General features: G+C 61.1%; 17 protein-coding genes. 6 read left to right on the top strand and 11 right to left on the bottom strand.

Translation table 11 applies throughout. From position 1 onward, the window contains the following. Positions 1-17 precede the first annotated feature (17 nt). The 3 genes from ybeY to miaB form a co-directional block, all read right to left on the bottom strand. Positions 18-476, bottom strand: a complete 459-nt coding sequence (ybeY, locus tag EJ576_RS17540) for an rRNA maturation RNase YbeY (RefSeq protein ID WP_126570779.1) — start codon at positions 474-476, stop codon at positions 18-20. Beyond that, positions 469-1473, bottom strand: a complete 1005-nt coding sequence (locus tag EJ576_RS17535) for a PhoH family protein (RefSeq protein WP_122727887.1) — start codon at positions 1471-1473, stop codon at positions 469-471. The genes ybeY and EJ576_RS17535 overlap by 8 nt, the downstream gene beginning before the upstream one ends. Before the next feature lie 113 nt (positions 1474-1586). Then, entirely contained in the window at positions 1587-2915 is a 1329-nt protein-coding gene (gene miaB, locus EJ576_RS17530; RefSeq protein ID WP_028618062.1) for a tRNA (N6-isopentenyl adenosine(37)-C2)-methylthiotransferase MiaB, read from the bottom strand. Between the two features lie 131 nt (positions 2916-3046). Between miaB and EJ576_RS17525 the strand changes: the two genes are divergently transcribed. Beyond that, positions 3047-3373 carry a DUF1820 family protein gene (locus EJ576_RS17525; protein ID WP_003194436.1) on the top strand — a complete coding sequence of 109 codons (327 nt, stop codon included), beginning with the start codon at positions 3047-3049 and terminating at the stop codon, positions 3371-3373. A gap of 128 nt (positions 3374-3501) precedes the next feature. Here EJ576_RS17525 and EJ576_RS17520 read toward each other — a convergent pair whose 3' ends face one another. The 4 genes from EJ576_RS17520 to EJ576_RS17505 form a co-directional block, all read right to left on the bottom strand. Further along, the gene (locus EJ576_RS17520; RefSeq protein ID WP_010206766.1) at positions 3502-4056 is read right to left on the bottom strand and encodes a tetratricopeptide repeat protein; all 555 of its coding nucleotides are present in this window, start codon (positions 4054-4056) and stop codon (positions 3502-3504) included. Positions 4057-4281: 225 nt separating this feature from the next. Continuing rightward, positions 4282-5565: a glutamate-1-semialdehyde 2,1-aminomutase gene (hemL, locus tag EJ576_RS17515; RefSeq protein WP_122727889.1), complete on the bottom strand. Its 1284-nt coding sequence runs from the start codon at positions 5563-5565 to the stop codon at positions 4282-4284. A gap of 17 nt (positions 5566-5582) precedes the next feature. After that, a complete protein-coding gene (thiE, locus tag EJ576_RS17510; RefSeq protein WP_016978602.1) occupies positions 5583-6206 on the bottom strand; it encodes a thiamine phosphate synthase in 624 nt (207 codons plus the stop codon). 21 nt (positions 6207-6227) lie between these two features. Continuing rightward, positions 6228-7025, bottom strand: coding sequence for a hydroxymethylpyrimidine/phosphomethylpyrimidine kinase (locus tag EJ576_RS17505; protein ID WP_016978603.1), 798 nt, complete (start codon positions 7023-7025; stop codon positions 6228-6230). 276 nt (positions 7026-7301) lie between these two features. On the opposite strand from EJ576_RS17505, the gene EJ576_RS17500 reads away from it, so the two are divergent. The 4 genes from EJ576_RS17500 (at position 7302) to EJ576_RS17485 (ending at position 13653) form a co-directional block, all read left to right on the top strand. Beyond that, positions 7302-9692, top strand: coding sequence for a hybrid sensor histidine kinase/response regulator (locus EJ576_RS17500; RefSeq protein WP_126570778.1), 2391 nt, complete (start codon positions 7302-7304; stop codon positions 9690-9692). A gap of 68 nt (positions 9693-9760) precedes the next feature. Continuing rightward, positions 9761-11407: an acyl-CoA dehydrogenase family protein gene (locus EJ576_RS17495; RefSeq protein WP_126570777.1), complete on the top strand. Its 1647-nt coding sequence runs from the start codon at positions 9761-9763 to the stop codon at positions 11405-11407. Positions 11408-11473: 66 nt separating this feature from the next. After that, on the top strand, positions 11474-12946 hold the full coding sequence (amn, locus tag EJ576_RS17490; RefSeq protein WP_161634128.1) for an AMP nucleosidase: 1473 nt from the start codon (positions 11474-11476) through the stop codon (positions 12944-12946). A 71-nt stretch (positions 12947-13017) separates the two neighbouring features. Next, entirely contained in the window at positions 13018-13653 is a 636-nt protein-coding gene (locus EJ576_RS17485; protein WP_126570776.1) for a pseudouridine synthase, read from the top strand. Here the strand turns inward: EJ576_RS17485 and EJ576_RS17480 are convergent. Both EJ576_RS17480 and EJ576_RS17475 read right to left on the bottom strand, forming a co-directional pair. Further along, positions 13648-13857 (bottom strand): DUF2788 domain-containing protein, encoded by a 210-nt coding sequence (locus EJ576_RS17480; RefSeq protein WP_025999909.1) that lies wholly within the window; start codon positions 13855-13857, stop codon positions 13648-13650. The two genes, EJ576_RS17485 and EJ576_RS17480, sit on opposite strands and share 6 nt — an antisense overlap. 192 nt (positions 13858-14049) lie before the next feature. Beyond that, entirely contained in the window at positions 14050-14529 is a 480-nt protein-coding gene (locus EJ576_RS17475; protein ID WP_003194418.1) for an Lrp/AsnC family transcriptional regulator, read from the bottom strand. A 397-nt stretch (positions 14530-14926) separates the two neighbouring features. Between EJ576_RS17475 and EJ576_RS17470 the strand changes: the two genes are divergently transcribed. Further along, the gene (locus EJ576_RS17470) at positions 14927-15955 is read left to right on the top strand and encodes a DUF6515 family protein (RefSeq protein ID WP_123475727.1); all 1029 of its coding nucleotides are present in this window, start codon (positions 14927-14929) and stop codon (positions 15953-15955) included. Here EJ576_RS17470 and EJ576_RS17465 read toward each other — a convergent pair. Both EJ576_RS17465 and EJ576_RS17460 read right to left on the bottom strand, forming a co-directional pair. Continuing rightward, positions 15952-16845 carry a cation diffusion facilitator family transporter gene (locus EJ576_RS17465; protein ID WP_016978609.1) on the bottom strand — a complete coding sequence of 298 codons (894 nt, stop codon included), beginning with the start codon at positions 16843-16845 and terminating at the stop codon, positions 15952-15954. The genes EJ576_RS17470 and EJ576_RS17465 overlap by 4 nt on opposite strands. 15 nt (positions 16846-16860) lie before the next feature. Beyond that, the gene (locus EJ576_RS17460; RefSeq protein ID WP_010206751.1) at positions 16861-17280 is read right to left on the bottom strand and encodes a hypothetical protein; all 420 of its coding nucleotides are present in this window, start codon (positions 17278-17280) and stop codon (positions 16861-16863) included. Positions 17281-17417 lie beyond the last annotated feature (137 nt).

The raw sequence follows: 17417 nt of genomic DNA, 5'->3' as shown, positions 1-17417 counted from the left end.
GTTACAGTTGAGTGTTTTTAAACGTCGTCGTCCGCATACGGGTCCGGATGACCCAATTCTGCAAGCAACGTTTGTTCCAGTGTTTCCATTTCCTCGGCTTCGTCATCGTCTATATGGTCGTAACCCAAGAGATGCAAGCAGCCGTGGATGACTAGATGGGCCCAATGGGCCTCAAGTTCCTTGCCTTGTTCTTTTGCCTCGCGCTCCACCACGGCGACGCAGATGACCAGATCGCCCAGCAGCGGGATATCCAGCAGCTCATCCGGTACGTCGGCAGGAAAGGACAGCACGTTGGTCGCGTAGTCTTTCTGGCGCCAGGTGTGATTCAGTTCACGGCCCTCGGGCTCGTCCACCAGTCGAATGGTCAGTTCCGAGTCGGCGGTGCGCTGGCGCAGGGCCAGGGCGCACCATTGGCGGAACTGGGCTTCACTGGGGGCGGGCGCATCGGTGGCCAGCTGCAGGTCAAGCTCAAGCATCGCGGCGAACGTCCTTGGACAGCCCGTCATCGCGGTGTTCGAAGCGCTCGTAGGCTTCGACAATGCGCTGTACCAGCGGGTGGCGCACCACGTCCTTGGGCGAGAAGTGCGTGAAACTGATGCCCGGCACGTCCTTGAGTACTTCAATCACATGGCTCAAGCCCGACTTGGTGCCCTTGGGCAGGTCAACCTGGGTAATGTCGCCGGTGATAATGGCCGTGGAGCCGAACCCGATGCGGGTCAGGAACATCTTCATCTGCTCGACCGTAGTGTTCTGGCTTTCGTCAAGGATGATGAAGCTGTTGCTCAAGGTGCGGCCGCGCATGTAGGCCAGCGGGGCGATCTCGATCACCTGGCGCTCGATCAGCTTGGCGACGTATTCGAAGCCGAGCATCTCGTATAGCGCGTCGTAGAGCGGGCGCAGGTACGGGTCGATCTTCTGGGCCAGGTCACCGGGCAGGAAACCGAGCTTTTCGCCGGCCTCGACCGCTGGGCGCACCAGCAGGATGCGGCGTACTTGCTCACGCTCCAGCGCGTCGACCGCACAGGCCACGGCCAGGTAGGTCTTGCCGGTACCGGCAGGGCCGATGCCGAAGTTGATGTCGTTACCCAGGATTGCCTTGACGTACTTCTGCTGATTCAAGCCCTTTGGGCGAATCATGCCTTTTTTGGTACGCAGGGCCACGCTGGCTTCAGCCACCGGATTGTTGGCCAGGTCTTCCACAGCCGATTCCTGCAAATACAGGTGCACGATTTCTGGCGACAGCTCGCTACCCTTGGCTTCGCGGTAGAGACGGCGCAGCAGGTTTTCTGCGGATTTAGTGTGCAGGGCTTCACCAATGAGCTCGAACTGATTGCCGCGATTGCGGATCTCGATGCCCAGGCGTTGTTCGATCAGGCGCAGGTGCTCGTCGAACTGTCCGCACAGGTTGGCGAAACGGAGAGCCTCAAAGGGCTCGAGGATAAAACGATGGGGTTCTGCTATGGGTGCGTTCAAGGTCGCTTTTAGCCGCCCTTTGGCTGTTGAGGTGAAATAGAGAATAACGCCAGCCGGCTGTGTGCGAAAGCACTTAAACGGCACATGTTGGCTGGCGATAATTCAAAAAGTGATTATGGGATCAACGACCCACGCAGTGAATGGGGCTGCGCCGCGTCGATGTGCACATCGGCAAACTGGCCGATCAGGGTCGGATTATCGCAACGGAAGTTTACGATTCGGTTGTTCTCGGTACGTCCCTGCAATTCGCCGGGGTCTTTTTTCGAGTAGTCGGTGACCAGGATGCGCTGGGTCGAGCCGACCATTTGTCGGCTTATCTCGAAACCCTGCTGGTTCAGGCGATGTTGCAGCGCGTTGAGGCGCTCTTTTTTCAGCGCTTCCGGGGTTTCGTCCAGCAGGTCGGCCGCCGGGGTGCCGGGGCGCTGGCTGTAGACGAAGGAGTAGGAAAAGTCGAAACCGACGTCTTCGATCAGCTTCATGGTCTGCTGGAAGTCTTTCTCGGTCTCGCCGGGGAAGCCGACGATAAAGTCCGAGCTGATGCAGATGCCCGGCACCGCCGCGCGCAATTTGCGCAGTTTGGATTTGTACTCCAGGGCCGTGTGGTTGCGCTTCATCGCCGAGAGGATGCGGTCCGAGCCCGATTGCACCGGCAAATGCAGGTGCTTGACCAGTTCCGGCACTTCGGCGTGGGCCTGGATCAGGCTGTCGGAGAACTCCAGTGGGTGCGAGGTGGTGTAGCGGATGCGCTCGATACCGTCCACGGCGGCGACCACGCGGATCAATTCCGCCAGGTCGGCCAGGCGGCCGTCGTGGGTCTGGCCGCGATAGCCGTTGACGTTCTGGCCCAGCAGGGTCACTTCGCGCACGCCGTTTTCGGCCAGGTGGATGATTTCCGACAGCACATCGTCAAATGGTCGGCTGACTTCCTCGCCACGGGTGTAGGGCACCACGCAGAAGGTGCAGTACTTGCTGCAACCTTCCATCACCGACACGTAGGCGCTCGGCCCGTCGATGCGCGGCTCGGGCAAATGGTCGAATTTTTCTATTTCAGGGAATGACACGTCGACCTGCGGCAGCTTGGTAAAGCGCGCGGCGTCGATCATTTCCGGCAGGCGGTGCAGGGTCTGCGGGCCGAAGACCACGTCGACATAGGGCGCGCGGTCGCGGATCGCGGCGCCTTCCTGGCTGGCCACACAACCGCCGACGGCGATCACCATGTCCGGGTTGGCCAGTTTCAATTCGCGCCAGCGGCCCAGCTGCGAGTACACACGGTCCTGGGCCCGCTCGCGGATCGAGCAGGTATTAAGCAGGATCACGTCGGCATCTTCGGCGCGGGCGGTGACTTCCAGGGCCTGGTGTTCGCCCAGCAGATCGACCATGCGCGAGCTGTCGTACTCGTTCATCTGGCAACCGTGGGTTTCGATGTAAAGCTTCTTGGCCATGGGAATCGTCAACTGGTGGTAAAGAACCGCGCATTATAGGGGGCATGCCCATTGGTTCCTAGCGTTGTGCATCGGGTGCCATGCTATAGTTCGCGCCCTCTTTTATATCCCCGATGTGTTATTCGCCCACCATGACCAAACGTGAAGCTCCAATCTACAAGGTGATTTTCCTCAACCAGGGCCAGGTGTTCGAAATGTACGCCAAGCAGATCTATCAGAGCGATCTGTGGGGTTTCCTGGAGGTGGAAGAGTTCGTCTTTGGCGAGCGCACCCAGTTGGTCGTCGACCCGGGCGAAGAGAAGCTCAAGGCGCAGTTCGAAGGGGTGGTGCGCAGCTTTGTGCCGATGCATTCGATTGTGCGCATCGATGAGGTCGAGCGTTTGGGCACGCCGAAGATCAGCGAAGCGCGTGGCACCAGTAACGTGATGCCGTTTCCGATGCCGATGCCTGAGAAGTAGGGCTTCAGACCGCGTCGCGCCCATCGCAGGCAAGCCAGCTCCCACAGTTGACCGCATTCCTACGCTGGAACTCGGTCGAGTGTGGGAGCTGGCTTGCCTGCGATAGCGATAGAAGGGTCTAGATGAGTTCAGGGCAGGGGTGAGAAGGGCGAGCGCCCATCGGCACTCTGCAATTCCTGCAGGTAGTTGCGGAAAATCTGGCCCAGTACCTGGGTCGCCACTTCCAGCTCATCGCGCTGCATGTGCTCGGCGACTTCGTCGGCGGTGTCCAGTGCGTCTTCTGCGCCGTTGACCGCGGCCATTTTCAGCACGATATACGCTTGGACGTTGTTGGCCGGCACGCCTTCGCCTTTGAAGAACATGTTGCCCAGTTCGAATTGCGCTTGGGCGTGCCCTTGCAACGAGGCTTTCTCGAAGTAGCTCAAGGCCTTGTTGAGGTCGCGGGCCGGGTTTTTGCTGTCGTGGAAGTACTCGCCCAACTCGTATTGCGCCTGCGCATCCCCGCCGTCGGCCTGTTTCTGGCACGCGCTCAGGGCTTCGGCCTGGCTGTCTGGCTGGGTATTGAGGGTGCAACGACCCATCGCTGGGATTAACAACGAGTTGCCGCCTGCTTGTGCATGTGCCAGCAGCGGCTGAAGGAGCAACAGGCAGCCCAGAACCAGGGTGCGGCCGGTGCGTTTCATGGGAATCGACTTACCTCTGACGGGGCGCGCGGACCCTCGGGGGATCCAATAAGCGCGCATTATGAAATAAGCAGGCCTCTGCTTACAAAGTCTTTACTCGTTTTTCTGCTGCTTGGGCAAGTTATCTGCCGGATTGCAGGTGATTTCTCGAAAAAACTCGGAAATCTCTGTAAGCAAAGTAGCAAATCAGACACCGTTTGGCCGGTGCCTGATTTTCTCGGCCTTTTATTTCAATGCGGCGAAGGCGCGTTCGGCGGCGTCGAGGGTCAGTTTCAACTCGGCGTCGCCATGGGCGATCGAGGTGAAGCCGGCTTCGAAAGCGCTAGGTGCCAAGTACACGCCGCCTTCCAGCATCAGGTGGAAGAAGCGTTTGAACAAGTCGGCATCGCTGCCCATTACGTCATCAAAAGTGACAATGTCGTCGGCGCCGCTGAAGTACAGGCCGAACATCCCGCCCGCCTGGGTGGTAACAAACGGGATACCGGCGGCATCGGCACGCTGTTGCAGGCCGTCGAGCAGGCGTGTGGTGTAGTCGGTCAGCTCGGCGTGGAAGCCCGGGCGGCTGATCAGGCGCAGGGTGGTCAGGCCGGCGGCCATGGCCAGCGGGTTACCCGACAAAGTACCGGCCTGGTACACCGGGCCCAGTGGCGCGATGTGCTGCATGATTTCACGCTTGCCGCCGAAGCAGCCCACTGGCATGCCGCCGCCGATGATCTTGCCGAAAGTGCTCAGGTCCGGCGTGACACCGTAGTGCGCTTGGGCGCCACCGAGGGCGACGCGGAAACCGGTCATCACTTCGTCGAAAATCAGTACCACGCCGTGCTTATCGCATTGCTCGCGCAGGCCTTCGAGAAAGCCCGGCGCTGGCGGTACGCAGTTCATGTTGCCCGCCACCGGCTCAACGATGATGCACGCCACGTCCTGGCCCACTTCGTTGAGCATCTGCTCGACGGCGGCGATGTCGTTGAACGGCAGGGTCAGGGTGTGTTTGGCGAACGCCGCCGGCACACCGGCCGAGCTTGGCACGCCTTGGGTCAGCAGGCCGGAACCGGCTTTCACCAGCAGGCTGTCGGAGTGACCGTGGTAGCAGCCTTCGAACTTGATGATGCTGTCGCGGCCGGTGAAACCACGGGCCAGGCGGATCGCGCTCATGGTGGCTTCGGTGCCGGAGCTGACCATGCGCACCATTTCCATCGACGGTACGATCGAGCAGACCAGATCGGCCATCTCGGTTTCCATGGCGGTCGGCGCGCCGTAGGACAGGCCGTGTTCCAGTTGCTTGCGCACCGCGTCCAACACGTCCGGGTGGCTGTGGCCGAGGATCATCGGGCCCCAGGAGCCGACGTAGTCCACGTAGCGCTTGTCATCTTCGTCGGTGACGTAGGCGCCTTCGGCATGCTTGAAGAACAGCGGCGTGCCGCCCACGCTCTTGAACGCACGCACGGGGGAGTTCACACCGCCGGGGATGTGTTTCTGGGCATTGGCAAACAGCGTTTCGGAACGGGACATGATCGGGCTCTCTTAAATCAAATCTGAAAAAGGGCGTTGAACGCACGGGCGCGGCGCGTGACTTCCTGGGTGCTGTCGGCGCCAAACAGACCATGCACCACCGCCAGCAGGTCGGCGCCGTGGGCTACCAGGGGTTCGGCGTTTTCCAGGGTGATGCCGCCGATCACGCAGATCGGCAACTGCAAACGCGCACGGGCCTGGGCCAGCATCTCTGTGGTGGCGGCCGGTGCGCCGGGCTTGGTGTTGGAATTGAAGAAGCGGCCGAAGGCGACATAGCTGGCGCCTTCCTTGGCGGCCTGCTCGGCCAGTTCGATCTGGCTGTGGCAGGTGGAACCGATGATGGCTTTGGAGCCTAGCAGGGCACGGGCCGGGGTCAGCGGGCCGTCGGTCTGGCCCAGGTGCACGCCGACGCCGAGGCGGGCGGCCAGTTCGGCGTCGTCGTTGATGATCAACTGGGTCTTGTAGCGCGAGCACAGCTCCCGCAGCTTTTCTGCTTCACGCAGGCGTCGGGCTTCGTCGCTGCTTTTGTCGCGGTATTGCAGCAGGGTCACGCCACCGTCCAACGCTGCTTCGACGTAGGCGAGGAATTTACCGGCCAACAGTTGGCTGTCGGTAATGGCGTAAAGGCCACGTAGTTTCATCGGGCAGGCCCCTCTGTCGTCTTACGAGCAAAAATCCAGCGGCAGCCGGCGCGGTACAAACTGGCCCTGGCCGAGTTGTTCGGCATCACGCAAGGTGCGCCAAGTGTAGTTGAGGGCCGATTGCACGGCGCTCACCAAGCCTTCGCCCTGGGCAATCCGGCCGGACAACGCACTGGCCAACGTACAGCCCGAACCGTGATAGCTGCCGGGCAGGCGCTGGCAGGTAAAGGTCTGGCGCGTGCCGTCGCGGCTGTAGAGGCGGTTGTGCACTTCGTGCTCGTCGCCATGGCCGCCGGTGATCAACAGGTGCTTGATGTACGGCAGCAGCTTCTCGGCGCATTCGTCTGCGGTGCCCTCAGGCAACTCGGCGAGGATGCGTGCCTCGGGCAGGTTCGGCGTGGCGATCAGTGACAGCGGCAACAACCGCTCGCGCATCGCATAGCCGACTTCGTCCTTGCCCAGGCTGCCACCGCCGCCGGCACGCAGCACCGGGTCGCACACCACCGGCAGGTGCGGATGCGCCTGCAGCAGTTCGACTACGGTGTCGACCATCGCGGTGGAACCGAGCATGCCCAGCTTGACCGCCGCCACTTCGGAATCGCCGAGTACAGCATTGGCCTGAGCCAGTACCCACTCGCGGTCGAGCACGCGGAAATCGATGACATTGACGGTGTTTTGCACGGTCAAGGCGGTGACGGCCGGAGCCGCATGGCAACCCTGGGCGAGCAGGGCTTCGATATCTGCCTGCAAGCCGGCGCCACCACTGGGGTCATGGCCGGAGAGACAGAGGACAACGGGACGAGAGCTGTAGATATTCATGGTGCGCGAGCTTACCACCAAACGCTTTTGGCGGGGCCGTCTGGCGATGGTTGAATTTTGCCATCGCAGTGACGCTTTTTTGGCGGTTTTGCACTGGCTTAATATCGCTGAAAGCCTCGTTCTAGAGCCTTTCAAAAAATTATTTCAATGGTGTCCAATAGCCTTTAGTGGCTATGCTAGAGTGGATCCAAACTACTTACTGTATTGCCGGTGTACGTCTTCTCAAAAGGAATGGGGGGCTTTTTGACATAACCGGACAGGCCACGCTGGGGCTCTATGCGCTATTTGCTGATTTTATTGTTGTGCGGGTTGCCGATGCTCGCCAACGCCATCGAGTTTAACCAGGACACCCAAAGCCTGCCGTTGGGCCGAGCCATGCAAGTGCTCGAAGACCCGACCGATGCCCTCACCATCGCGGATGTGATCGCGCCGTCCGCCACCGCGCAGTTCAAGCCCCACGATAAAGACACCCTGAATGCTGGCTACTCGCGCTCGGTGTTCTGGCTCAAGGTCAATCTGCATTACCTACCCACTAATCCCGAAGCGCAGCGCACCTGGTTGCTGGAGCTGGCGTACCCGCCGCTCGACCATCTTGACCTCTACCTGCCCGACAACACCGGCACTTATCGGCTGGCAGGACGTACCGGGGATGCGCTGCCGTTTTCCGCCCGTGAGATCCGCCAGAACAACTACTTGTTCAAGCTCGACTTCACGCCGGGCGAGGCAAAAACCGTGTACCTGCGCCTGCAAAGCGAAGGGTCGATCCAGGCGCCTGTGACGCTGTGGTCCAGCACCGCCTACCTGGAACAACAGCCGCTGCGCCTGTATGTGCTGGGCCTGATCTATGGCGTGTTGCTGGGGATGCTGGTCTATAACCTGTTCATCTACCTTAGCGTGCGCGACACCAGCTACCTCTATTACATCTTTTATATCGCCTCGTTTGGCATGTATCAGCTGTCGGTCAACGGTGCGGCGGTGGAGTATTTCTGGCCGAACAATCCTTGGTGGGCGAATGCCGCGACGCCATTCCTGATCGGCTCGGCGGCGTTGTTCGGCAGTCTGTTTGCGCGCAGCTTTTTGCACACGGCCCAGCACAGTCGCTGGATCAACCGGCTGTTGCTGGCGCTGGTGGCCTGCGGTGGCGTGGTGATGCTGCTGTCGTTGATGACCAGCTACGCGCTGGCGCTGCGCCTGGCCACCGGTTTAGCCCTGGTGTTTACCGTGACTATTTTTGTCGCCGCCATCAAGGCCTGGTATTGCGGCCAGCGGGTGGCGCGCTATTTCATCATCGCCTGGTCGGCGTTCCTGCTAGGTGGAGTGGTGAATACGCTGATGGTGCTGGGCTATCTGCCCAACGTATTCCTGACCATGTACGCCAGCCAGATCGGTTCGGCTATTGAAGTGGCGCTGCTGTCCCTGGCTCTGGCCGACCGCATCAATTCCATGCGCGAGCAACAAGCGCAGATCCTGCTCGATGCCAGCCAAAAACTTGAAGTGCTCAACCAGCAATTGGCCCGCAGCAACCGCCTCAAGGACGAGTTCCTCGCCACCCTGACCCACGAACTGCGTACGCCCATGAACGGCGTGATCGGCTCCCTCGAACTGATGCAGACCGTGCCCCTGGACGCAGACCTGGCGCAATACCATCAAACCGCCGCCGGTTCGGCACGGGACATGATGCGCATGGTCAACGGCATTCTTACCCTCACCGAATTGCAGGCCGGCCGCTTGAGCGCCCAACCCCAGGTATTCAGCCTGCGCGGTACGCTCGACACCTTGCGCCAGCAGTTCACCGCCAGCGCCCAGAGCAAAGGCCTGGCGTTCTCCATCGATGTGGCGGACGAGTTGCCGGACCGCGTACTGGGCGACGCCGACAAACTGCTGCAGTGCCTGGATTGCCTGCTGGACAACGCCTTTAAGTTCACCCACGAAGGCGCGGTGCGCGTGCGCGTGGTCGGTGTGCCGCAGAGTGGCGGTGGCTTGCGCTTGAGCTTTATCGTGACCGACACCGGAATCGGCTTTGCTTTCCTCGACGAGGCGACCCTGTATCAGCGGTTCTTCCAACTGGATGGCTCCATGACCCGCGAGTACGGTGGCCTGGGTATCGGCCTGGCGATCTGCCGGCAACTGATCGAGCTGCTGGGCGGGCGTCTCACCCATCATTCCGAGCCGCGCAAAGGCAGCCGCTTCCAGCTTGAAGTGGAGGTCAGTCCCCTAGCACCTGAATCCCGGCCTGCGCCGGATAAGCAGCGCGCACCTCAGGAGTGCTCGGTGCTGCTGGTGGACGACAACAGCGTCGGCCAACTGGTAGTGCGCGGCATGCTGCTCAAACTCGGATACCGGGTGAAAACCGTGGACACCGGCCCGAACGCGTTGGCTGCCTTGCAAGCAGGAGATTTCGACGCAGTACTGTTGGATATCCCTGAAGGTGGCTTCTCGTTGTGTTGTCAGATCCGTGCACTTCCTGGCTGCGGTGAGTTACCGGTAATCGCCTTGAGTACGTCGCTGAATGCGTCGGAGCGTGAGCGCTGCCATGGCATCGGCCTCTCCGATCGCCTGGCCAAGCCTGTGCGTTTCGAGGCCTTACAGGCGGTGTTGGAGCGTCGGTTGCTGTGTCCTGTAGAGGGCGAAAGCGCCGGACATTCGGCGGGTATGCCACTTTTTTAAGCGGTATGACGGTGCTTAACTGAATTTCAGGCCTCAACTGAACGTGGCCTTTTTCCAGGAGGCCCGTCATGAACCTGCATCAGTTTGCCGAAACCCACGACGTCACCAACCAGCCACCGTCCCTGGACGGCACCAACCTGTACCGTATCGATTTGCCCCTGCAGGAATGGTCGGGCCGCTTTGGTGCTGGCTGGGCAGAAGCGCGTATCGATGCCTATGGAGCGCTGGCCGGTGGGCCGTTGATGAAGGCCGGGTTCCTGGCGAACCAGAACAAACCGGTGTTCAGCAGCCATGACCGATATGGCCATCGCATCGACCTGGTGGAGTTTCACCCGGCTTACCACGAACTCATGCGCACGGCCGTCGAACATGGCTTGCCGTCGCTGCCGTGGGCGCATCCGCAGTCCGGTGCCCATGTGGCCCGCGCCGCCATGACCTACCTGCACAGCCAGGCCGAAGCCGGCACCGGCTGTCCGTTGACCATGACGTTCGCCTGTGTACCCGCCCTGCGCCTGCAACCGGACCTGGCCAAGACCTGGCTGCCGAAAATCCTCAATACCCAATACGACCCGCGCAATGTCGGCATCGCTCACAAGGCCGGTGCCACTATCGGCATGGCCATGACCGAGAAACAGGGCGGCACCGACGTGCGCGCCAACACCACTCGCGCCTACCCGGTGGGTGCCGGCGGTCCGGGCCAGGCCTATGAACTGGTAGGCCACAAGTGGTTCTGCTCGGCACCGATGTGCGATGCCTTCCTGACCCTGGCGCAAACCGACAAGGGTCTGACCTGCTTCCTACTGCCCCGGCACCGCCCGGATGACACGCGCAACGAGTTCTACATCCAGCGCTTGAAAAACAAACTGGGCAACTGCTCCAACGCCTCCAGCGAAGTAGAGTTCCGTGGCGCCCTGGCCTGGATGATCGGTGAGGAAGGGCGTGGCGTTCCGACTATCATCGAAATGGTCGCCATGACCCGCTTCGATTGCATGGTCGGCTCCAGCGCATTGATGCGCCAGGCATTGACCCAAGCCAGCCATCATTGTGCCCATCGTTTGGTGGGGGGGCGGGTGCTCAGCGAACAACCCTTGATGCAAAACGTGCTGGCGGACCTGGCGTTGGAAAGCGAGTCCGCGTTGGCCCTGAGCATGCGCATGGGCCGCGCATTGGATCATTTGGGCGATGAGCAGGAAGCCAAGTTCGCCAGGCTCGTAACAGCCGTGGGCAAGTATTGGATCTGCAAACGCGCCCCGGCCATGATCAATGAAGCCGCCGAGTGCATGGGCGGTGCCGGGTACGTCGAGGACAGCATCCTACCGCGCCTGTACCGTGAGGCGCCGGTGAATTCGACGTGGGAAGGTTCTGGCAACGTGCAGTGCCTGGACGTGCTGCGCGCGTTGTCAAAAGAGCCGGGCGTGCTGGAAGCGCTGTTTGTCGAGCTGGGGGATGGGCATGGCGACAAGCTACTGGCGCGGCATATCGAGCAATTGAAGTCAGCCTTTATGGACACCCAGGACATCCAATACCGTGCGCGCCAGCTTACCGAAGACATCGCCGTGGCGTTGCAGGCCAAGCTGTTGCTGGAAGCCGGCAATGCGGCGGTCAGCGATGGGTTTATCGCCAGTCGCTTGGGCGAATCGTCCGGTCGAGTGTATGGCACCCTGCCGCGTGGCGTGGACGTGGCGGCGATTGTCGCCAGGTCCACACCTTGTTGATTGCATTCAAAGTTTGCGTCTGACGGGGATACAGGCAAGATAAAGGCCTGCAAGTCAGAACACAGGATGCTTACCGTGACCGAAGCTTTTGTTGTCGTTCAAACCGCTGAAGAAGCCGTGGACCGGCTGGCGGCCCTGCATGAGCGTGCCACGGGCGCGCTCAATCAAGCCCTCAAGCAATACCTCAAGGACCGCGTCGAACCCGACGCCGAACAACGTGCGTTGTTCCGCTATCCGGAACTGCGCCTGACCTACCACTGCCACGGCGAAGTCCCACAGACCACCCGGGCGTATGCCAAGGTTCAGTTACCAGGGACCTACAGCGTTACCGTCACCCATCCTGCGGCGTTTCGTAAATACCTGCTGGAGCAACTGGTGCCGCTGATGCACGACTTCACCGTGACGGTGGAAGTGGGCGTCAGCCAGCAGAACATCCCATACCCTTACGTAGTGGAGCAGGGTGATGAACTGGCCGGCTCCGGCGTGACTGCGGCGACCCTGGCCCGCGTGTTCCCGAGTACCGACCTGTCGGCCGCCACTGATGGCATCGCCGATGGCCTGTACGACTGGGAAAACACTGACCCGCTGCCCCTGGCGTTGTTCGATGCGGCGCGCGTGGACTTTTCCCTGCGCCGCCTGGTGCACTACACCGGCAGCGATTGGCGCCATGTGCAGCCGTGGATCCTGCTGACCAACTACCACCGTTATGTCGACCAGTTCATCCTGCATGGCCTGGAACAACTGCGCAGCGACCCGCGTTTTATCCGCATGGTGCTGCCGGGCAACGTAGTGATCGACAAAGCGATGGACCACGGTGAAGCCTCCGCGATTGCTGCCGGGGTGGTGTGGCACCGTTATCAGATGCCGGCTTATCACTTGCAAGCCACTGACGGCCACGGCGTGACCCTGGTCAACATTGGCGTCGGCCCGTCCAACGCGAAGAACATCACCGACCACCTGGCCGTGCTGCGTCCGCATTGCTGGCTGATGATCGGCCACTGTGGCGGCCTGCGCCAATCCCAGACCATCGGCGATTACGTGCTGGCTCACGCTTACATGCGCCGCGACGGGATTCTCGACCGCGTCGTGCCGCCGAACATCCCGATCCCGGCCCTGGCCGAAGTGCAGTTGGCCTTGCAGCAAGCGGCGGCCAACGTCACCGGCGAAAAAGGCGAAGAGCTGAAAAAACGCCTGCGCACCGGCACTGTGTTGACCTACGACGACCGTAACTGGGAACTGCGCTGGGCACAGGAGCGGCCGCTGATCAACCTGTCCCGCGCCGTGGCCGTGGACATGGAAAGCGGCACTATCGCCGCCCAGGGTTATCGCTTGCGGGTGCCGTACGGCACTTTGCTGTGTGTGTCGGATAAGCCACTGCACAGTGAGATCAAGCTGCCCGGTTCGGCCAACGCATTCTATGAGCGTGCGGTCAGTCAGCACTTGAAGATCGGCATCGAGGCGGTGGATTTGCTGCGTACCGAACTCAACTCGCTGCACTCGCGCAAACTGCGCAGCTTCGACGAGCCGCCGTTCCGCTAAGCGGTTGGGATGGTCATTTAACGGTCAGGCCACTAGCATTGTCGGTCCTGACCGTTAGATGTTCCTTCGCCATGTCCCGTCCCACCCGTCCCGATTCGCGCCGCCCAGGCGTGAAACCTCCGTATTCCGCAGCGCGGCGTGTCGCCAAGGCGCCACCGGCCGAGCCGAAACTGATCCTGTTCAATAAACCCTTTGACGTGCTGACCCAATTCAGCGACGAAGGCGGGCGCGCGACGCTCAAAGATTTCATCGACATCCCCGGCATCTACCCGGCGGGCCGCCTGGACCGTGACAGCGAAGGCTTGTTGTTGCTGACCAACGATGGCCAGTTGCAGGCGCGGATTGCCGACCCCAAGCACAAGTTGGCGAAAACCTACTGGGTGCAGGTGGAAGGCGAACCGACCGAAGAGCAACTGCAACGCTTGCGCGACGGTGTCGAACTGAATGACGGCAAGACCTTGCCTGCGCAAGCGCGGCAGTTGGATGAGCCCGAGTTATGGCCGCGTAACCCGCCGGTGCGCTTTCGCAAAAACATACCGACTTACTGGCTTGAATTGGTGATTCGCGAGGGGCGTAATCGCCAGGTGCGGCGCATGACCGCCGCCGTGGGCTTGCCCACCCTGCGTCTGGTGCGCGTGCGCATTGGCGACTGGTCGATTGACTGCCTGGATCAAGGCCAGTGGAAGGAAGTGCCGGCGCGCTTATAAGGCGCCGGACTCGATCAGGCCGATCACCACGCTCTTGATGATGAACGCGGCCACGCCCAGGCCCAAGACGAAGAACAGGATGAACGAGCCAAAACGCCCGGCCTTGGACTTCTTCGCCAGGTCCCAGACGATAAAGCCCATGAAAATGATCAGGATCGTGACCAGGCCGGTCATCATCCATTCTTCGAAGAGGGCGGGGTCGATGTTGTTCATGGCGAATTTTCCGACAAAGGCAGGCGGGTAGTATAAGGCAGCGTCTGAGGCGCAACATTGACCTGAGTCGGCGCGGTCAATGTGGGAGCTGGCTTGCCTGCGATAGCATCACCTCGGTTTTGCTGACACACCGAGTCGCCTGCATCGCAGGCAAGCCAGCTCCCACATTGTTGAGTGGTGATCTCAGGTTCTTAGGTGCGTCAGCGGCAATTCGGTGCTGTTGAGCACCTGATTCAGCACAAAGCTGGAGCGCACGCTGGTCACACCTTCAATGCGGGTCAGGTGACCTAGCAGCAGTTTCTGATAGTGATCCATGTCCGGCACCACCACTTTCAACTGATAGTCCGCATCCATCCCGGTGACCAAACTGCATTCCAGCACCTGGGGCAGGGTGCGGATTGCCGCTTCGAAGTTTTCGAAACGTTCGGGCGTGTGGCGGTCCATGCCGATCAGCACATAGGCGGTCAGACTCAGGCCAAGCATCTTGCGGTCGAGCAAGGCGACCTGGCGAGCGATGTAGCCGTCGTCCTCCAACTGCTTGACCCGGCGCGAGCACGGCGAAGGCGACAAGCCGATGCGTTCGGCCAACTCCTGGTTGGAGATCCTCGCATCACGTTGCAATTCCGCCAAAATACTCAGGTCGTATCGGTCAAGCTTGCTCATTGGGATGGCCTTTGTCGTAACTATTGCGGTGAATTATCCATGAAGGGTTAAAAATTGCGCAAGCACTGTTTATTGACGCAATCTTCGCAATCATCTGCCGGGCGCTGGCGGGTATCTTTATCAACAGAATCACCGCCTGGACAACAGTCCAAAGCAGCCCGCCCAATCAGGCCCGCTGCGGCCGCCACCCCAGCAGGGTTGAGCCGGCCTCCAGGCTGCACACTGTCCACAAGACGGCGTGAGGTGAGCCAACGTCAAAAGCGTTGAGCCAGGACGAAGTTCTCAAGGGGTGGCCGACGGGTCACCCCTTTTCTTTTGCCTGCTGATAACCTGTCCGAGAACCGGGCCTGGCTTTTCCAGTCTCATGGACAGGCCCTAATCCGCAGTGAGGAATAGCATGAAGCGCATCTGGCGTTTGGCAGGTGTAGGTTTGCTGATGGTCACCGTTGGCGCCCAGGCAGTGGCCGACGAACGTGATACCGGGCCGCGCAGTGAGGGCGGTGGTCAGCATGAAAGAGGGCCGGAGGGCGGACGGCCAGGAGGCGGTAATGAACAGCCGCGTCCGCAGAACAACCCACCACGTCAGGAAAACAACCAGCCGCGCCCGCAGAATCAGCATTTTGATCGCGCAGGCCAGAACGGTGGTGGCCAATGGCAAGGGCGTCCCCAGGGCAATGAGCAGGGGCGGCCCCAGCCACAACCACAGCCGTCGAACAACCTGCCGATCCAGAGTCGCCCCGACACCGTGCGCCAGACCCAGGAACCGCGTCAGGGCTATTACCGTGACATCCCTCGACGCAATGACGGCAACCAACACTGGGAGGCCGGCGGCCCAGGCTCGCGCCCCGGTGACAACCGCTGGCCTGGTCGCCCTGACGGCCATGGCAACGGCTGGGGCCCAGGCCCGCAGCATCGCCCAGGTTATGTGATCGACCGCTTCCCTGATCGCAATTACCGCGTGCCTTACCGTGGCCAGGACTACTTCTACTCCGGCGGCTATTGGTATCGCCCGCAAGGCCCGCGCTATGTGGTGGTGACGCCGCCCTACGGCATCCGTGTGCATTACCTGCCGGACTACGCGCGTGAAGTGTGGATCGGCAGCGCGCTGTTCTTCCTCGCGGCGGGTTCCTACTACACCTACGAAAGCAGCTCCCAGCAATACGTGGTGGTGCAACCACCAGCCGCCGTACCGGCACCGCAGCCCGCGCCGCAAGGCAATGGTTATGATGTGGTGGCGTATCCGGCCAACGGCCAGTCACCGGCCCAGGTGCAGCAGGACGGTTATGACTGTTATCGCTGGGCCGTGCAGCAAAGTGGCTTCGACCCGCAGCAAGTCACCTACGCCCCCGATCCGGCGGTGGTGCAAACCTACCGCCAGGCCCAGGGCAACTGCCTGAGCAGCCGCGGTTATCAGGTGCAGTACTAGGTTTTATTGCCTGTGACCACTTCCCGCGGGTCGGCGTGCACCAGCACTTCGGCGCGCGGGTAGGCCTTGTGAATCGCATCGGCGGCCTGGTCGCTGATGCCGTGGGCCACTGACAGCGTCAATTCCCCCGGCAATTCCAGGTGCAGTTGCACAAACCAGTGGCTGCCGGAAATCCGCGTGCGCAAATCATGCGCGCCCAATACACCCGGTACGCCACGGGCCAGTTCGAGCATGTGCTGGCTCACGTCCGGCGGCAGTTCTTCATCCATCAACACCGCAAAGCTTTCACGGGCGATCTGGATGGCGCTCCATAAGATGTAAGCGGCAATGCCCAGTCCGAACCAGGCATCGACCTGATGGTAGCCAAACCCTGCCAGCACCAGCGCTACCAAGATGCTGCCGTTGAGCATCAGGTCGGAGCGGTAATGCAATGAGTCCGCGCGCACGGCGTTGGAGCCGGTTTCGCGGATCACCCGGTGTTGCAGCATCAGCAAAGCCACGGTCAGTACCAGGGAAAACACGATCACGCCAATGCTCAACCACGGTGCGCCCACCGGTTCCGGATGTTGCAGGCGCTGATAGGCCTGGAACGCGATCAACACCGCACTGCCGCCGATAAACAGCGCCTGCGCCATGCCCGACAGCGACTCCGCCTTGCCGTGCCCATAACGGTGATCGTCATCGGCCGGGCGCAACGCGTAATGCACCGCCACCAGGTTCAGCAGCGAGGTCACGCCATCCAGCAGTGAGTCGGTCAACCCGGCAAGCATGCTCACCGAGCCGCTGAGCCACCAGGCGATGGCCTTGGTGATAATCAGCGCACAAGCCACGCCCACCGAGGCGCGGGTGGCCAGGCGCAAGAGCCTGGCGTGTTCGGGACTGCTGGTCATAGGCGGCTCGGATCCTTAAGCGGCGGGTTGCAGGCCCAGGCTGGCGAGCTGTTGCACACTGCCCTTGAACTGGATCATGCGCGGGTCGTCGAGTGGCAGGCTGCGGCCGGTTTCTTTCTGGATGATGCTTTGCAGCTTGGCGTTGTCGACCTTGCCGTCGGCGCCAATGGCTTCGTGGAGTTTCTGCGGATCGACCTGGGCGGTCTTGCCCGGTTCGAAGTAGATAGCGCCGGTGGCGAAGTCCACGCCGAACGCGATCAGGCCGGGGATCACATAGAACAGCAGGCCCACGGCGTCGAGCACGGCAATGGTCGGGTCGATCTTGCCGTCGATCTGGCCACGGCGGTCCGGGTAGAAGATCGAACCGCAGGCCGTCAATTGGCTCAGCAGGGTGACGGCGAGGACACCGCCAATGACTCGGGAAGCGATACGCATGGAAAATCTCCTGAACACGATTGATACGGGACTATATGACAATACTGCCGAGCAACACCGCTCTAATGTGGGAGCTGGCTTGCCTGCGATGGCATCACCTCGGTTTATTTGAAAGACCGAGTTGTCAGCATCGCAGG

Source organism: Pseudomonas sp. C 49-2 (genome assembly GCF_003970195.1).
GTDB classification, from domain to species: domain Bacteria; phylum Pseudomonadota; class Gammaproteobacteria; order Pseudomonadales; family Pseudomonadaceae; genus Aquipseudomonas; species Aquipseudomonas canadensis.
This window is presented reverse-complemented; position numbering and strand designations above follow the sequence as displayed.